Origin of the sequence: Intrasporangium oryzae NRRL B-24470, from assembly GCF_000576595.1 — a bacterium.
Classification (GTDB): Bacteria; Actinomycetota; Actinomycetes; order Actinomycetales; family Dermatophilaceae; genus Intrasporangium_C; species Intrasporangium_C oryzae.
In genome coordinates this window covers 41,070-58,056 of the sequence record NZ_AWSA01000004.1, presented here as the reverse complement: position 1 = coordinate 58,056, position 16,987 = coordinate 41,070, and the positions used below count along the sequence as shown (strand labels likewise).

At 73.2% G+C, this 16,987-nt stretch carries 14 protein-coding genes; 9 read left to right on the top strand and 5 right to left on the bottom strand.

Annotation, left to right across the window (positions count from 1 at the left end):
• Window position 1 precedes the first annotated feature (1 nt).
• Window positions 2-292: a hypothetical protein gene (locus N865_RS02665; protein WP_157557527.1), complete on the bottom strand. Its 291-nt coding sequence runs from the start codon at window positions 290-292 to the stop codon at window positions 2-4.
• Window positions 293-706: 414 nt separating this feature from the next.
• The gene (locus N865_RS02660) at window positions 707-1,102 is read right to left on the bottom strand and encodes a LysM peptidoglycan-binding domain-containing protein (RefSeq protein WP_034801255.1); all 396 of its coding nucleotides are present in this window, start codon (window positions 1,100-1,102) and stop codon (window positions 707-709) included.
• Between the two features lie 241 nt (window positions 1,103-1,343).
• On the opposite strand from N865_RS02660, the gene lexA reads away from it, so the two are divergent.
• On the top strand, window positions 1,344-2,078 hold the full coding sequence (gene lexA / locus N865_RS02655) for a transcriptional repressor LexA (protein WP_034801251.1): 735 nt from the start codon (window positions 1,344-1,346) through the stop codon (window positions 2,076-2,078).
• Window positions 2,079-2,180: 102 nt separating this feature from the next.
• On the opposite strand, the gene N865_RS02650 is transcribed toward lexA, so the two are convergent.
• A complete protein-coding gene (locus N865_RS02650) occupies window positions 2,181-3,113 on the bottom strand; it encodes a Sir2 family NAD-dependent protein deacetylase (RefSeq protein ID WP_051509964.1) in 933 nt (310 codons plus the stop codon).
• Window positions 3,114-3,264: 151 nt separating this feature from the next.
• On the opposite strand from N865_RS02650, the gene N865_RS02645 reads away from it, so the two are divergent.
• Window positions 3,265-4,212, top strand: coding sequence for a LysR family transcriptional regulator (locus tag N865_RS02645; RefSeq protein WP_034801250.1), 948 nt, complete (start codon window positions 3,265-3,267; stop codon window positions 4,210-4,212).
• Between the two features lie 121 nt (window positions 4,213-4,333).
• Window positions 4,334-5,857, top strand: a complete 1,524-nt coding sequence (locus tag N865_RS02640) for a gamma-glutamyltransferase (RefSeq protein WP_034801249.1) — start codon at window positions 4,334-4,336, stop codon at window positions 5,855-5,857.
• A gap of 57 nt (window positions 5,858-5,914) precedes the next feature.
• Here the strand turns inward: N865_RS02640 and N865_RS02635 are convergent, their stop codons facing one another.
• Complete coding sequence (locus N865_RS02635; RefSeq protein ID WP_245603638.1) at window positions 5,915-8,362, bottom strand: ComEC/Rec2 family competence protein; 2,448 nt, start codon at window positions 8,360-8,362, stop codon at window positions 5,915-5,917.
• A complete protein-coding gene (locus tag N865_RS22145; protein ID WP_084327884.1) occupies window positions 8,359-9,408 on the bottom strand; it encodes a ComEA family DNA-binding protein in 1,050 nt (349 codons plus the stop codon). Before N865_RS22145 ends, N865_RS02635 begins: the two co-directional genes overlap by 4 nt.
• A gap of 160 nt (window positions 9,409-9,568) precedes the next feature.
• On the opposite strand from N865_RS22145, the gene purU reads away from it, so the two are divergent.
• The 6 genes from purU to N865_RS02600 all read left to right on the top strand — a co-directional run bounded on the left by purU (window position 9,569) and on the right by N865_RS02600 (window position 16,860).
• Entirely contained in the window at window positions 9,569-10,411 is an 843-nt protein-coding gene (gene purU, locus N865_RS02625) for a formyltetrahydrofolate deformylase (RefSeq protein ID WP_034801248.1), read from the top strand.
• 250 nt (window positions 10,412-10,661) lie between these two features.
• Window positions 10,662-11,921: an efflux RND transporter periplasmic adaptor subunit gene (locus tag N865_RS02620; RefSeq protein ID WP_051509961.1), complete on the top strand. Its 1,260-nt coding sequence runs from the start codon at window positions 10,662-10,664 to the stop codon at window positions 11,919-11,921.
• Window positions 11,914-12,672: an ABC transporter ATP-binding protein gene (locus N865_RS02615; RefSeq protein WP_245603637.1), complete on the top strand. Its 759-nt coding sequence runs from the start codon at window positions 11,914-11,916 to the stop codon at window positions 12,670-12,672. Before N865_RS02620 ends, N865_RS02615 begins: the two co-directional genes overlap by 8 nt.
• Complete coding sequence (locus N865_RS02610; RefSeq protein WP_034801246.1) at window positions 12,669-13,892, top strand: ABC transporter permease; 1,224 nt, start codon at window positions 12,669-12,671, stop codon at window positions 13,890-13,892. Before N865_RS02615 ends, N865_RS02610 begins: the two co-directional genes overlap by 4 nt.
• 6 nt (window positions 13,893-13,898) lie before the next feature.
• Window positions 13,899-14,849: a DUF5666 domain-containing protein gene (locus N865_RS02605; RefSeq protein WP_051509958.1), complete on the top strand. Its 951-nt coding sequence runs from the start codon at window positions 13,899-13,901 to the stop codon at window positions 14,847-14,849.
• Complete coding sequence (locus N865_RS02600) at window positions 14,842-16,860, top strand: HlyD family efflux transporter periplasmic adaptor subunit (protein ID WP_034801244.1); 2,019 nt, start codon at window positions 14,842-14,844, stop codon at window positions 16,858-16,860. The genes N865_RS02605 and N865_RS02600 overlap by 8 nt, the downstream gene beginning before the upstream one ends.
• The last annotated feature ends 127 nt before the right edge of the window (window positions 16,861-16,987 follow it).

The window sequence follows — 16,987 nt, the reverse complement described above, 5'->3', positions numbered from 1 at the left end:
GTCACCCGTGGCCACCCAGGTGGCGGGCGACGACGGACTCGACCTCGGTGTACCCAGCAGCGGTCGCTGTCAGCCCGTCCGCGAGCGCCCCGACCTCCCTGGCCACAGACGCGACCTGTCGGTCCCACTCGGACCGGGACTCGGCCAGGCACCGCGCCACCTGCCCGCCCGGCAGGAAGGACGCCAGCGGCCCCAGCGCCGCACCGACGCGGACACCCGCGAGCAATCGGCCTGCTCGCTCGACTCCCCCGGCGTCGTCCGCGACCGCATCCGGCTCAACCCTGCGACGCATGATGCGCTCCCTCACTTCTCGTGGCCACCAGCCCGGCCGCTCCCTTGCCCCGACGCTAAGCGCCAACCACTCGACCTCGCGCCGCACCGTCCACCGGCCCCTCCCCGGTTCGGCGATTGTCCCCAGGCGAGCCGACGTCGACGCACGTCGGACGTGGAGGCCCGCTCCCGAGACGGCCCCGACAGGCCTCGCACATGACGCCGTTTGGCTGGGGCACACCACGAACGCCGCACCCCTGGGGCGGGGTGCGGCGCCCGGGCGAGCACGACGGGGTCGAAGCGTCGTGCCCACGAGCCGCTGGTGGTGGAGCCAACGCGGCCGATCAGGGGGGCCTCACACTCGGCGCACGGCCACGCGAAGGCGGCTGGGCGGCATACGGCCTGGCGGCCGTCGAGGGAGGCGCACGTCTGAGGGTCAGGGTGAGGGGATGAACAGGGTCTGGCCGGCGAGGACCCCGGAGCTCGACATGCCGTTGGCGACCTGGAGCTCGACGACACCCTCGGAGATCGGGAGCTGGGGCAGCTCGCGCGCCGCGATCTCGGACAGGGTCTGGCCCGCCTTGACGACGATCGACCGCGGTCGCTCGGAGGCGGCGGCGAGCCGGCCGCCCACGGCCACGGCGAGCGCGCCCAGAACGAGGGCCACGAGGACGGCGATCACGAACCGGCCGCGTCGGGTGAGCCTCATCCGTGGCTGGGCGTGACGCCCCCTGCCGACAGCGTCTCGGCCGGTGGGGACGAGGACGAGATGCGGACGGGGGCGGGAGACCGTCGACGGCTGCTGGTCTGGCTCGAGAGCGGAAGCGCTCATGGTGTCCTCCCCTTGCGTGGTCAGGTCCAGACGCCTTTACGAACAGGTGTTCGATAGAACGTCTGTACGAGTTGTAGCACGGACGACCGAGGAAGTCGAGACACGCGTCGAACAGATGTTTGGAAACGGTGTTCGATCCTCGTACGCTGTCCTCACACCACAGACCTCACCAGTCACCACCGACACCGGCTGCACACGGGGTGGGCACGGCGACGACGACGAGCAGACAAAAGGGGACACCATGGGCGTGACCGAGCTTCCCGACCGCGACAAGGGTGACGGGCTCACCGTTCGCCAGCGGCGCGTGCTCGAGGTCATCCGCAACTCCGTCGACCGCCGCGGCTACCCGCCGAGCATGCGCGAGATCGGTGAGGCCGTCGGCCTCGCGAGCCCGTCCAGCGTGTCCCACCAGCTGGCCGCCCTCGAGCGCAAGGGCTACCTGCGCCGCGACCCCAACCGTCCCCGGGCGCTCGAGATCGTCTCCCCCGACGCGCCGGCCCATGAGCTCGGCTACCGCGGCACGAGCGGCGCGTCCGTCTCACCCATCACGGCCGACGACGGACCGGCCGACACCGAGACCGGCTCGGGCGACGCGCGCCCCGACGCGGCCTACGTCCCCGTCCTGGGCCAGATCGCGGCGGGCGTGCCCATCCTCGCCGAGGAGGTCGTCGACGACGTCTTCCCCCTGCCCAGGCAGATCGTCGGCGAGGGCCAGCTCTTCCTTCTCAAGGTCGTCGGCGACTCGATGATCGAGGCGGCGATCTGCGACGGTGACTGGGTCGTCGTGCGCCAGCAACCGACGGCCGACAACGGCGACATCGTCGCGGCGATGCTCGACAACGAGGCCACGGTCAAGACCTTCAAGCGCGTCGACGGGCATGTCTGGCTCGTGCCCCACAACCCCGACTTCTCCCCGATCGACGGCGACCAGGCGACGATCCTCGGGAAGGTCACCGCGGTCCTGCGCCGCATCTGATACCGCCACCCATCGAAGGCCCGGTTCGATGTATGCGCGCGGCCCAGAGCACTCGCGGATACATCGAACCGGGCGCGGTGGGCGGCATACGGCCGGCCGGGGTCAGAGGTGGAGGGCCTCCGCGAGCCGGTCCAACGTGTCGCCGAGGGGGCGGTGGAGGCGGATCGTCGCCTCGGCGTCCCCGCGCGTCGCGGATCGGGTGACGATCGCGACGGGGATGCCGCGCTGGTGCGCCCGGCGGACGAACCGGTAGCCGCTCATCACCGACAGCGAGGAGCCGAGGACGAGGACGGCGCCTGCCGTGTCGACGAGCTCGAAGCACCGCTCGACGACGGACTTGGGCACGGACTCGCCGAAGAAGACGACGTCGGGCTTGACCGTGTCGTTCCCGCAGACGAGGCAGCGCGGCGTGTGGAACGACTCGACGAGGGCGTCGGCGAGGACGATGTCGCCGTCGGGGCGGACCTGCTCGCCCCACTGCGAGCCGACCGCGGCGGCCGCCTCGGCGAAGCGGTCCATGAAGCCGGGGTTGGCCTCGGTCATCCGCTCGTGCAGCCCGATCCGCGAGGTCACTTCGCCGCACGTGAGGCACACGGCCCGGTCGAGCGAGCCGTGGAGCTCGACGACGTCCTCGGCGCCGGAGGCCTGGTGGAGGCCGTCGACGTTCTGGGTGATGATCGGGCCGACGTAGCCGTGCTGCTGCAGGCGCGTCACGTGGTGATGGCCGCGGTTGGGGCTCGCCGCGTTGAACCGCTGCCAGCCGATGTAGCTGCGCGCCCAGTAGCGACGCCTGGCCTCGCCCGACCCGGCGAACTCGCCGTACGTCATCGGCTCGACCCGACGCGTGCCGTCGGGTCCCCGGTAGTCAGGGATGCCCGACTCGGTCGACAGGCCGGCACCACTCAGGACGACGACACCGCCGCCGCTGACGAGGTCGACGAGGTCGTCGAACGTGCCGAGGTCGGTCACCTCGAGCGGCAGGTGGCGCGTGGTCGACAGGCGCGTGCGGGCGGACGGGGTGGTCGGCTGGGGCACCGGACCAGCCTACGTCGGGGGCGGGAGCCGCGCGTTCTCGGTCGAACTCGGGCGGTTCGATGTGAAGGACCGGCCCTCGACAGCCAGCGACATCACATCAACCCACCGGCAGGGTGCCGGCGAATCCATAATCGACGGTTATGATGGACGCATGATCGATGCTGCTGGCCTGCGGGTCATGAAGGCCATTGCCGATGAGGGAAGCTTCACGAGCGCCGCCAACGCGCTCGGCTTCACCCAGCCGGCCATCTCACAGATGGTGCGCCGCCTCGAGCAGCGCACCGGGACCGTCCTCGTCGAGCGCTACGGCCGCCAGGTCCGGCTCACCGAGGCCGGTCAGGTCCTCGCGCGCCACGCGGTCAGCGTCCTCGCCGCCCTCGACGCGGCCGAGGAGGAGATCACCGCCATCGCCGGCCTGCGCGCCGGGCGCGTCCGCCTCCAGGCCTTCCCCAGCTCGTCGGCGACCCTCGTGCCCAAGACCCTCGCGATCCTCAAGGCGAAGCACCCCGACATCACCGTCACCTTCACCGAGGCCGAGCCGCCCGAGTCGCTGGCGGCCCTGCGCCGCGGCGACTGCGACGTCGCCGTCGCCTTCGCCTACGAGGGCTTCGACCTCGGCGAGCTCGAGGAGGACCTCTCGCTCCTCGTCACGCGCAAGCTCCTCGACGACGAGGTCCGGCTCGTCGTCCCGGCCCGCCACCCACACGCCCAGGACGAGACCGCCCACCTCGGCGACTTCTCCGACGACGAGTGGATCGCGGGCTGTCCCCGCTGCCGCAGCCACCTGCTCTCCCTCGCCGACCACGCCGGGTTCCGGCCCAACGTCGCCTTCGAGACGGAGGACTACGTCGCGCAGATCGGCCTGGTCACCGCCGGGCTCGGGGTCGCGCTCGTCCCCGACCTCATCCTCAACGCCGCCAAGCACGAGGACGTCGCGACCCTCCCCCTCGCACCCGCGTCGCGCCGCCAGATCCTTGCTGTGACGACCGCCGACCTCCAGCGGGTCCCGGCCGTGGGCGCTGCCCTCGACGCCCTCTGCGAGGCCGCCGGCGCTGCCGTCAAGCAGCCGACCGACGCGCTCGCGGGCGCTCCCGCCTGACCGCGCCGAGCGGCATACGCCTCGGGTCGTATGCCGCTCAGCCCCGGCGCGCACACGCCGCGCGCGAGTGTTCGTGGCCGGGAACCGAGCGCGCGGGCGCTCCGGTCGGCAGAATGCAGGCATGACACGGGTCGCGGTCGCAGCCCCGAACCCGGTCGCGCTCCGGGCAGGGCTCGAAGCCGCGGCTGACGGCGGCAACGCGGTCGACGCCGCGATCGCCGCCACCCTCGTCACGCTGAGCACCGAGCCCGGGATCGTCAGCCTCATGGGGGGCGCCTACGTCTCCGTCTGGCCGGCAGCCGGTGACGCGGTCGTCATCGACGGCAACGTCGAGATGCCCGGACGCGGGCTGGACCCGTCTGCGTTCGGCCGGGCCGTGCGACACGTGAGCACGAACTACGGCGGCGGCGTCACGATGGGTGCCGGTCATGGCTCGGTGGCGAACTCGGGCGCCCTGCACGCCGTATGGACCGCGCGCGAGCGGTTCGGAATGCTGCCGTGGAGGCGCCTCGTCGAGCCGGCCGCGGTGGCCTGCCGCGACGGCTACCCCGTCGGGGCCTCCGCGGCGCTCTACCTCGCGATCGTCCGCGAGTCGCTCTTCGCGGAGGACCCGGAGGCTCATGCGCTCATCACCGGCTCCGACGGCCATACTCTCGAGGCGGGCGAGGTCACGACCAACACCGACCTCGCCGACATCCTCGAGCTCCTTGGCGCCCAGGGCATCTCGCTCGTCACCACCGGCGCGGTCGCACGAGTGCTCGTCGACGACATGGCCGCGAACGGCGGCCTCGTCACCGACGACGACCTCACGGCCTACGAGGCCGTCGTCCGGCGGCCGACGCTCCGAGCCGTCGGCGGCTGGACCATCGCCCTCAACCCGCCGCCCGCCATTGGCGGTCCGATGCTCGCCGTCATGCTCGGCGAGCTCGCCCGTCGCGGCGCCTGGACGTGGTCCGACGCGATCGAGATCCAGGAGCGCGTCCTCGGCCACCGGGTGTCGGTCCACGACCGGTCGCGCGACCTCGACGCCGACGGGCACGCCCTCCTCGAGGCGGTGGAGCGCTACGGGCTCGCCGGGCTCCCCACGTCGTCGTCGACGGCCCACGTCTCGGTCGTCGACGAGGACGGGACCGCGTGCGCGATCACGATGTCCTCGGGCTACGGGGCCGGGATCGTCATCCCCGGAACGGGCATCCTGCTCAACAACGCGCTCGGCGAGCCGGAGCTCAACCGTCTCGGGCTGCACGCACTCGCTCCCGGAACCCGGCTCGCGTCGAACATGGCGCCGACGACGGCCCGTGGGCCGGGTGACTCCGTCCTCGCGATCGGCTCGCCGGGGGCGGACCGGATCACGACCGCGCTGATGCAGGTGCTCGGGCAGGCGTTGCTCCACGGGTCCGACCTTCAGCACGCGATCGACGCCCCTCGGCTGCACGTGCGTCATCACGACGACGGCACGGTGAGCGTCGAGCACGAGCCCGACGAGGCCATCTCCGACGCCGTTGCCGGCTGCGGCCTGGCGGCGCACGCCTACCCTCGTCCGCACATGTACTTCGGCGGGGTCGGCGGGGCTGTGCTCGGAGACGGGAAGCTCGTCGCGGCCGGCGACGCCCGACGCGAGGCCGCCGTCGGCGTCTCCCCGTGACCTCGGCCGGAGCGGCGTCGGCAGCACCGGACCGCCCGGTCCGAGGTCCCTCGGATGTCACGGAGCCGCCGGGGTGGTCCCAGCGAGCGTCGCGTCGCGCCCTCGGACGACGATCCCGGCCGCGGTGACGACGAAGGCGACATCCCCCTCGATGTCGGTCCGATGGACCTCGAAGCCGCGCTGGGCCAAGGCGTGCAGCGTGCTCGGTGCGGGGTGTCCGTAGTCGTTGTCCTCGCCGACGCTGATGACCGCGAGACGCCCGTCGACCTCGTCGAGGAGGCGGTCGTCGCGGTTGCTCGAGCCGTGATGGGCCACCTTGAGGACGTCGATGGTTCCCCAACGCACCGGGTCCGCGCGGGCCCGCCGCACGACCTCGGCGGCCGCCTCCCGCTCGATGTCGCCGGCGAGAAGGACCGTGATCCCGCTGACGTGCAGCGTCAGGACGACGGACCCGTTGTTGGGGACCGACCCCGCGTCGATGCGCCGGGCCGGCCACCACACCTCCGCCATCACCGGCCCGACCGCGATGGACTGGCCTGCGTGGAGGGAGTGGACCGGGATGTGCGCGTCGTCCGCGGTCCGGGCCGTCTGTGCGGACTCGCCGGGCGGATCGGCGACGGGCGAGACGAGCAGCTCGCCGACTCGACGGCCCTCGAGGACACCCGGGAGCCCGTCCACGTGGTCGGCGTGGAAGTGCGTGAGGACGACGACATCGACGGCCGCGACCCCGAGCCGGTCGAGGCAGCCGTCGATGAGGCCCGGGTCCGGGCCGGCGTCCACGACGATCCCCCGGTCTGGACCGGTCCGGACGACGAGCCCGTCGCCCTGGCCGACGTCGCACGCGACGAGCACCCAGCCCGTCGGTGGCCAGACGAGCGGCGCGGTCGGCACGGCGAAGGCAGAGATGACGAGGACGACGGCGACGGCCAGCATCGGTCGGAGTCGCGACCGGTGCCACAGCCAGGGCCCGAGGGCGATGAGAAGCGCCGTCGCCACCGCGAGCAGGGCCGCCCCGGCGGCCGACCCGTCCCAGTCGACGGAGCCGAAGGGGGCATCGGCGCACACGCGCGCGACGCGGGCGATGCCCAGCGCGGGCAGGGCTGCGCCCCAGGCGACCCAGCCGGCCGCGCCGACCCCGGCGACCGAGAGCAGTGCCACCGCCACCCCGACGATCGTCGTCGGCGCAACGAGCGGCGCCGCCAACAGGTTGGCCACCACGGCGATGAGCGACACGCTCCCCTGGAGCGGGACGACGATCGGCGTGCAGACCGCCTGGGCCGCGACCGGCACGGCGAGCACCGGGCCGAGCCGAGCCATCCGGGGCGGGAGGCGACGGCCGATGGCCCTCCCCCACGGCTGCGCGAAGAGAAGGAGGCCGAGCGTCGCGACGCTCGAGAGGGCGAAGCCGTAGGACCGGGCGAGCCACGGGTCCCACACGAGAAGGACAGTGACCGCGCCGGACAGGGCCGGCACGCCCGCCTGCCGGCGCGACGTCGACAGGGCGAGGAGCCCGACGCACCCCATGACAGCGGCACGGACGACGCTCGGCTCGGGGTGGGCCAGGGTGACGAACCCGACGAGGACGGCGAGCGCCACGGCCGGCCGGAAGCGGCGTCGCACCCCGAGCAGGCCGCACCCGCCCATGGCAGCCGCGAGGACGAGGGTCACGTTGCTCCCGGAGACGGCGCTGAGGTGGCTCATCCCGGTGTCGAGCATGGCCTGGGTGAGGTCGACCGGGGTCCGGGAGGTGTCGCCGATGACGAGGGCCGGCACGAGCCCGCGCGCGTCGGCGGGCAGGGCCGCGGTCGCCGCGCGGAACCGTGCCCGCACGTCGGCCGCCGCGTCCAGGACGGGACCGGGACGTCCCGTGACCTGCGGGCTGCCCTTCGGCTTCGCGACCGCGACGACGTCGTCGCCCGGCTCCGAGGGCCCGAGCCGGACGACGGCTCGAATGTCGTCGTGCCAGGCGAGGGATCCCCACTCGACGCCACCGATGACGAGGACCGGGGCGCTCACCGCCGTCGTGGTGCCACGCCCGAGCACCTCGGCGACGTCGACGCGCACGACGAACCTGGCCGGTGCCGAAGCCTCCCCGCCCGGCCGGGCTCCCCGCTCTGCCACAGCCCGAGGCTCGGCGAGAACCGTGCCGCGGATCGTGACGACGGCCCCCTCGGACGCGAGCTCCTCGAGGGGGCCCGTCGAGCGGACCGTCCGATGCCCGGCGGCGGAGACGAGGAGCAGCGCGATCACCGCCAGGGTGAGCGCGACGAGACGGCGACGGGGTCCGGGCCGTGGTCGGGTGCGCCGGCCGACGAGCATCGCCGCGACGAGCGTCGCCACGGCAGACCCGCACCAGACGCCGGTCACCGGCGCGAGGAGCGCCCCGAAGGCGATGCACGGCCAGGCCACCAGAACGGGCACGAGGAGCCGCAGGTCGACTCGGCGCTCGACCGGGACGATGCGTCGCGTTCGCGCCTGCTCGTCCGACGGGGCGGCAGGCCTCACACCGTCACCTTGGGACGCAGCTGGGCCATCAGCTTGTCACCGATGCCGCTCACCTCGCCGAGCTCGTCGACCGACGTGAACCGTCCGTGCTCGGTGCGCCAGTCGAGGATCCGCTGCGCGAGGACCGGTCCCACCCCGGGAAGGCTGTCGAGCGACGTGAGGTCGGCGGTGTTGAGGTTGACGAGGGCGGCACCGCCCGAGCCCGACCCGCCCCCAACGGCGCCCACCGGCCCCGATCCCCCGCCGCCGGGAGCCGGGACCGCTTCGCCGGGCTTCGGGACACGCACCTGCTCGCCGTCGACGACGAGCCGGGCGAGGTTCAGGGCCGAGAGGTCGGCGCCGGACCGCGCCCCACCGGCTGCGGCGATCGCATCTGCCACCCGGGCCCCCGACCGCAGGCGGACGAGCCCCGGCCGGGCGACCTGGCCGACGACATGGACGACGATCTGGGCCGCCGGTCCGGGGGCTCCCGAGGGGGCGCTCGCGGCCCCGGAGGGACCCGCGAGCACGACGGAGCCGGCTGCGGTCGCTCCCGACCCGGGCGCGCCCCCATCCGTCGTGCGCACCGCCGGAGCGCCGGCCGCAAGGGCGGACGCGCCGCGAGCCGGGCTGGCCGCGTCGGCCGCACGCTCGGCCCAGAGGATCCGGATGGCGAACGCGCAACCGAGCGCGACCACGAGCGCGAGGACGGAGAGCACCGCCGGGCTGGAGACCGACCACCGCCCCAGGCGAATTGGCTCCGGCGCGGTCAGCAGGCCGGGTCTGCGAGCCCGGCGGAGGTCGATGTCGAGGCGTTCGAGCTCCGCGGCCAGGTCAGCGGGCTCGTGCGCCTCCGTGGCAGCGCCGGGACGGGTCGTGTGACCGCCACCTTCCGCGCCCTCCTCGGCCCCGAGCGCCCTCACACCCGCGACCTCCTCCCCGTCGTACAGCCCGGGAAGTGCGTCCCCTCCGGGACGCGACGGAATCCACCCGCCGGCTCGCCCACCGCTCAGCACCTGGGCGACCCGCTCGAGGTCAGGCGTGGCTGGGGCGCGGCGGAACGGCATACGCCGAACGTAGGAAAGCGACCCGTCAGCCGACCCGAGCCGCGCGCGGTCCTGGGGACAACGACAGCGCGGCGCCCGGGATGTGGGCAACCTCGGTCACCAGCCGAGACGGCACGCGTGTCGATTGGGCGGCTCGCGACGCCTGGTGAACACTGCACCAATGGCCCGGCACATCATGACCCTCACGTGCGACGACCGCCCCGGCATCGTCGCGGCCGTCTCGTCCGCCCTCCTGCAGGTCTCGGCCAACATCATCGAGAACCAGCAGTACTCCGACGAGGACACCAACCTCTTCTTCATGCGGACGGTGTTCGACTGCAACGCGGCCGACGTCGAGCGGGTTCGCCAGGCCATCGCCACGAGCCCCGCGGTCGTGAGCGCGGCCCTGTCGGTCCGTCCCGCGGACGAGCGCTGCCGCACGATCATCCTCGTCAGCAAGTTCGACCACTGCCTGCTCGACCTGCTCCACCGCTGGAAGAGCGGGGACCTGCCGATCGACATCGTCGGGGTCGTGTCCAACCACGAGGACTGCCGCGGCCTCGTCGAGTACTACGGCCTCCCGTTCACGGTCATCCCCGTCACGCCGGACACGAAGGCCGCCGCCGAGGGACAGCTGCTCGAGATGGTCGCCGCGCACGACGTCGGCCTCGTCGTCCTCGCTCGCTACATGCAGATCCTGTCCGACGGCCTCTGCCGTGAGCTCGCCGGTCGGGCCATCAACATCCACCACTCGTTCCTGCCGGGCTTCAAGGGCGCCAAGCCCTACCACCAGGCCCACGACCGCGGCGTCAAGCTCATCGGCGCCTCGGCCCACTACGTGACGGCCGACCTCGACGAGGGTCCGATCATCGAGCAGGACGTCGTGCGCGTGACGCACGCCGAGACTCCCGAGCGCCTCGTCGCGATCGGACGCGACGTCGAGCGCCGCGTCCTGTCCCGCGCCGTCCGCGACCACGCGGAGAGTCGCGTCTTCCTCGCGGGTCGCCGCACCATCGTCTTCTGAGACGACCTGCCCGTATGCCGCTCGGCCCGCCCGCGGCAACGCGCGGGGCGCTTCGGCTGGGACGCACCGGTGCCTCGCGGCCAACACATAGCCCACTGATAAGAACTGCCCCAAGATCTTCCAGATTGCCCACCTAGCGTCGCCGTCAGAGAGCAGCTGCCCTCGACGATGCAGGGAGCGGTGGGAGATGGGGCGATCCAGGCGCGGAACCAGGGGCGGTTCGCGGCGAAGTCGACGCGCGATCGGCGTCGTGGTCGCCGCACTCGTGCTCGTGGGTGCCGGGGGTGCCTTCGCCCTGAGCCATCGGTCGGCGAGCGCCCAGGCCCAGCCGCGCACCCTCGCGGCCTCTCGTGGCACCGTTCAGCAGACGGTCTCGGCGACCGGAACGATCGAGCCCGCGACCGAGGACGATCTCTCCTTCCCGTCCTCGGGAACCGTCGACAGCGTCGGCGTCTCCGTCGGACAGAAGGTGACCAAGGGAGAGGTCCTCGCCTCGATCGACGCGACCTCGCTCCGGAGCCAGGTGACTCTCGCGCAGGCTGTTGTCACGCAGGCGCGGGCCCAGATCACCGCGGCGGCCACGAGCGGCTCGGCCAGCCAGATCGCGGCGGCGAACGCCCAGCTCGCCTCGGCCCAGGCCAAGCTCGCGGCCGCCCGAGAAGCGGTGGCCCAGGCGCAGCTCACCTCGCCGATCGACGGCGTCGTCGCCGCGGTCAACATCAAGGTCGGCTCGGCGGTCGGCGGCTCGGGGTCGTCCGGGGCCGCGGGGGCGTCTGGATCGTCGGGAGCGTCGAGCAGCGGCTCTGCCGGCGCCGGCGCCGCACGGTCGAGCGGTACGTCCGGCTCGGGCTCCGGCGGCGCGAGCTCCTCCTCTGCCTCCGCCTCCTCCGGATCGGCGATCTCGGTCATCTCCACGAGAGCTTGGGTGGTGGACACGGCAGTTGCCAACGCCGACCTGCCCAACCTCAAGCCGGGGCTGCAGGCCCAGATCCTCCCCACGGGGTCGCGCACGACGATCTTCGGCACCGTCGAGTCGATCGGCATCGTGGCGTCGTCGAGCTCGAGCGGCACCTCACAGTTCCCGGTCGTCGTCGCCGTGACGGGCACGCCGGCCGGGCTGTACGCCGGGACGTCGGCGACCGTCTCGATCATCGTCAAGCAGCTCGACAACGTCCTGACGGTCCCGACGGCGGCCCTGAGCAGCAACAGCGGCCGAACCACCGTGACGGTGCTGCGAAACGGCCAGAGCGTCGCCACCGCCGTCACGGTCGGACGGGTCTTCGGCGCCCGGACCGAGATCACCGCGGGGCTGGCCGACGGGGCCATGGTCGTGCTGCCCGACACGTTCGGCACCCGAGGCACCGGCGGCACCCGGGTCGGCGGAGGCTTCGGCGGCGGTGGCGTCGGTGGCGTCGGTGGCGGACTCGGTGGCGGATTCGGTGGCGGTGGCTTCGGTGGCGGTGGCGGTGCTGGCGGCGCCGGTGGCGTCGGCACCAGGAACGGTGGCTGACACCGTGGCGTCGCTGCCGGTGTACAGCGACCTCGAGCGGGGCGACGAGGCCGTGCCGATCCTCGAGCTCGTCGACGTCGGCAAGACGTACCGCAGCGGCTCCCTCTCCGTCGACGCGCTGCGCGGGGTGACGCTCTCCGTCGCCGAGGGCGACTTCGTCGCGGTCATGGGCCCGTCGGGCTCCGGGAAGTCGACCCTCATGCACATCCTCGGCTGCCTCGACGTGCCGACGAGCGGTCGGTACCGCCTCGCCGGCGAGGATGTGAGCGACATGGACGAGCGCCAGCTCGCGGACGTGCGCAACCGACGGATCGGGTTCGTGTTCCAGCAGTTCAACCTGCTCCCGACCATGTCGGCGTGGCGCAACGTCGAGCTCCCGCTCGTCTACGCAGGGGTGCCCCGGGCGGAGCGGCGAGCCCTCGCCCTGGAGTCCCTGGCACGGGTCGGGCTCGCGGACCGGGTCGAGCACCGCCCTGGCGAGCTGAGCGGAGGCCAGCAGCAGCGTGTGTCCGTCGCTCGCGCACTCGTCACCGATCCCAGCCTCATCCTCGCTGACGAGCCCACAGGAAATCTCGACTCGGTGTCGACGGCCGACGTGCTCGGCCTGTTCCGGGAGCTGCACGAACAGGGCCGAACGGTCGTGCTCATCACCCATGAGTCGGATGTCGCACGCCAGGCGGCCCGCACGATCCACCTTCTCGACGGACGCATCCTCGACGACTGGGCGCTGGCGGAAGGCCCACGGCCGTGACGTGGCTCGAGACCGTGCGCACGGCATACGACGCGATCCTGACGAGGAGGATGCGCTCGACCCTGACGACGCTGGGAATCCTCATCGGAATCGCGGCGGTGATGCTCACGGTGGGGCTCGGGCAGGGGGCCCAGGCCAGGGTCGCGAGCCAGATCAACGCCCTCGGATCCAACCTGCTCATCGTCTCGCCGGGCAGCGCGACCGCGGTGGGCGGCGTACGGGGAGGGCGCGGATCGGCCACGACCCTGACGACGGCCGATGCGGCTGTCCTCGCCGACCGGCAGGTCGTCCCCGACGTCGCCGCTGTCGCGCCCGTCACGACTGCGTCGCAGAACGTCGTCGCGAACGGCCAGAACTGGACGACGACCGTGATCGGCACGACCCCTCAGTGGCCGTCCGTGCGGGCTCGCACGGAGGCCGCCGGGCGGTTCTTCACGCCGTCGGAGATGAGCTCCGGCGCACCCGTCGCAGTCATCGGCTCGACGACGGCCCAGCAGCTCTTCGGACTCCGGTCGCCCGTCGGCCAGGCGCTGTCCGTCGGAGGCGTCCCGTTCACCGTCATCGGCGAGCTCAACACGGCCGGCTCCACGGTCGGCGGCGACCAGGACGACCAGGTCGTCATCCCGGCCACGACGTTCGCCGACGACTTCTCGGCGGGTGGGACGTCGGTGTCGTCGATCTACCTCGAGGCGCGGGACCAGCAGGACCTCTCCGCCGCCTACCAGGAGGCGACGAACGCGATGCTCACGTCGCACGCCGTCACCGCGGCCACGGCCGACTTCCAGGTCAACAGCCAGGAGTCCCTCGTCCAGACCGCGACGAGCACCGCTCGGACCCTCACCGTGCTCCTCGCCGGTATCGCAGCAATCTCCCTCCTGGTGGGCGGGATCGGCGTCATGAACATCATGCTCGTGTCGGTCACCGAACGGGTCCGTGAGATCGGCCTGCGCAAGGCGCTCGGGGCGACACCAGCTGTCATCCTGCGCCAGTTCCTCACGGAGGCAAGCCTGCTCGGCCTCGTCGGTGGAGTGCTCGGGGTCGCCCTCGGACTCGTCGGGGCGATGGTCCTCCCCCAGTTCCTCGGCCAGCCCGTGTCCGTCTCGGCCGCGGCCGCCCTCGGCGCCCTCGCCGTCTCCCTCGTGATCGGCATCGTGGCGGGGGTCTACCCCGCGAACCGTGCCGCCCGCCTCGCCCCCATCGACGCCCTGAGAAGTGAGTGACCGACCATGAAGCGCAACCTCATCACCATCATTGCGGCGGCCGCCGTACTCGGTCTCTCCGCCTGCAGCACTCCCGCCCAGTCGTCCTCGCTCCCCGCAGGAGGCCAGACGAGCGCCGGAGGAGGCTCGGCCGGCAGTCCCGGCGCCCCCGGGGGTGCTGGTCGTGGTTTCGGCGCCTTCCCCGGCGTGTCCGGTCTGGTCGCGGCCATCACCGGGCGGACCGCCCAGGTGCAGGGGACCACCCAGCAGACCGCCGTCACCTGGACAGGCTCGACGCGGTTCACCGACCAGGTGCCCACGTCGGCCGCCGCGGTCAAGGTCGGCGAGTGCGTCATGGCCCGACCCGCTCGCGTTCCCGGAACACCCAGTGGCGCACCGTCGGGCGGGACGGGCGGGACGGGCAGCACGCCGACACCCGCCCCGGGTTCGGTGACCTCGGTCGCGGCCGCCACGGTCGAGCTGCTGCCCAGCCAGGGCGGCACGTGCTCCTTCGGCCGCTTCGGCGGCCGAGTCGACGGCCAGCCGTCAGGGACGCCGACAGGGAGCATGCCGACCCGGCCGACCACCGGTCAGGGCGGTGGGCAGGGCGGAGGACCGGGCGGGTTCGCGCGCCGGCTCGGCGCCATCGGCACGGTGACCGCGGTGGGGGCCGGTCAGTTCACGGTGACGCCGGTGATGCGGGTGGGCGGGACCGCGGCCACGCCGGTGACGGTGACCTATACCGCCGCGACGAGCTTCACTCGGCTGGTGGTGGCGACGGCCGCCGCGATGAAGGTCGGCACCTGCGTGACGGCCCAAGGTCGGACGGACGACACCGGGGCTCTCACCGCCATCTCGATCGCCATCAGTGCCCCGGTGGGCGGCTCCTGCCAGACCGGCCTCGGCGGACGCGGCCTGGGCGCTGGCAGCGGCACGGGAAGCCGAGCTGCTCCCGCTGCGGGGGCCGGGAATGCCTGAGAAGCCACGCGTCGGTCGTGGGCCACTGATCGTCGGCGGCTCCCTTGTCGCGGTCCTGCTCGGCGCCATCGCCGTCTTCAGCGCGTCCTCGAGCGCCGGGTCGACGACTGCTGCGGACTATCGCACCGCAGCGGTGAGCAGAGGTCCCGTCGCGCAGCTGCTCACGCTCAACGGCACGGCGCAGCTGACCGAGCAGGTCACGGCCGCCTTCCCTGCGAGCGGCGTCGTCACCGCGGTCACGGTCAAGGTCGGGGACCACGTCTCCGCGGGTCAGACGCTCGCCACGATCGACCCGACAGGCCTGCGAGCCAACCTCCTCGCTGCCCGAGCGAGCCTCGCCCAGGATCAGGCCTCCCTTATCTCCGACCAGACCGCCCCGGCACCGGCGGCGTCAGGCGGGTCGGTTGCTTCCACCGGCTCCAGCTCGTCCGCCGCCGCGGCAGGCTCCGGCACGGCGCGAACCTCGGCGTCCTCATCCCGGACGGCCCCCAGCGCTGGCGGCGCGAGCTCGAGCGGACCGTCCAGGACAGGCGGCACACCCTCGGCCTCGGGCGCGCAGGGCGGATCCGGAACGGCGAAGCTCAGCACGGCCGCCGTGCAGGGCGCCCTGGGAGCTGCCCAGCTCGCCCTGCGCGCTGAGGAGCAGACCTGTGCCCCCGTGACGGGGACGCCGGTCACGGCCGGTGGCAGCCACGTCACTGCGTCGAGGGGCATCTCGGCCGGCCTCGGAGGCACGACATTCGCGCCCGTCCTGGCTCGGAAGGCAACCGTCCCAACCCCGACGGCATCGCCGGGCTCCGACCCCACCACAGCAGTGCCAGGGCCGAGCCCCTCGGTGACGGCGACCAGCACCCCTACGCCCACCACTGGAGGCGTCGCGCCCTCGGGCGAGCCCACGGGCACCCCCACCGGCACTCCCACCCCGACGGCGTCGCCGACCACCCCTCCCCCGGTCACCGGGGGCACGATCCCGACAGCGGAAGAGCTGAGGGCCTGCGCCGCAGCCATGGACTCGGTCTCCCGCGCCCAGAAGGCGGCGGGGGCTGCCCTGTCCAGCTTGGCGACGCAGGTCGTCCGCGAGCTGAAGGTCATCATGCAGGCAGCCGCGACGAACGTCGCGTCGTCCGGCAGCGCGGGCCGCACCACCGGGTCAGGAGCGACGAGCGGCTCGGCCGCGTTGTCGACCGCTCGGCCCTCGGGTTCGCCCGCCACCCCGAGCGCTGGGTCGTCGGGCACGAACGGGAGCGGGAGTGCGGGCGCCGGCACCGCCTCCGCGACCAGGGTGGCCGCCGACGAGGTGGCGATCCTGCAGGACCAGGCGGCCGTCACCCAGGCGGAGGCCGACCTCGCGGGGGCAACGCTCAAGGCTCCGATTGCAGGCACCGTGGGCCAGGTCGGTCTGACGGTGGGGCAGCCAGCAGCGGCCTCCCAGGGGATCGTGATCGTCGGCCCCGGAGCGGCGACCGTCACGGTCGACATCCCGCTCGCCGACATGGGTCTCGTTCACGCTGGCCTGTCGGCCGCTGTCACGCCTGCGGGGGACGTGACGCCCGTGCCGGGCACGCTCCAGTCCGTGAACCTGTTGCCGGCATCGACCCAGTCGACGACTCCGTCGTACCCGGCGACCGTCCTCGTGCCGAACCCGACCCGGTCGATGTCGAGCGGCTCGATCGTGACGGTCGCGATCACCGTGGGGCAGGCCCCCGACGCCGTACGCGTCCCGGTCTCCGCGGTTGCCGGGCTTCGGGCGGGGACCGGTGACGTCGAAGTCCTCTCGGGCGGCGACGCGCGCGCGCAGGCCGTCACCGTCGGTGTGGTCGGCGACGGCTACGCGCAGATCCTCACCGGGCTCGCCGCGGGCGACCGGGTGGTCCTCGCCGACGCGGCGGCCGCCCTCCCCTCGAACCAGACAGCGGGTCTGCGCGGCCTCGGGGGAGGTTTCGGTGGAGGTGTCGGCGGCCGCTTCGGCGGAGCAACCACCGGGACTGGGGCTGGACGCGCGGGCGGGTGAACGCAGCATCCAACGGTCCCCGCCATGCCGTATGCCGCTCGGCTGGCCCGCGCGGCGAGCCCGGCCGGCGCCTCGGGCACCAGCTCCTACGGCACTGCCCAGCATTGTTGAGCAGTGCCGTAGCCCG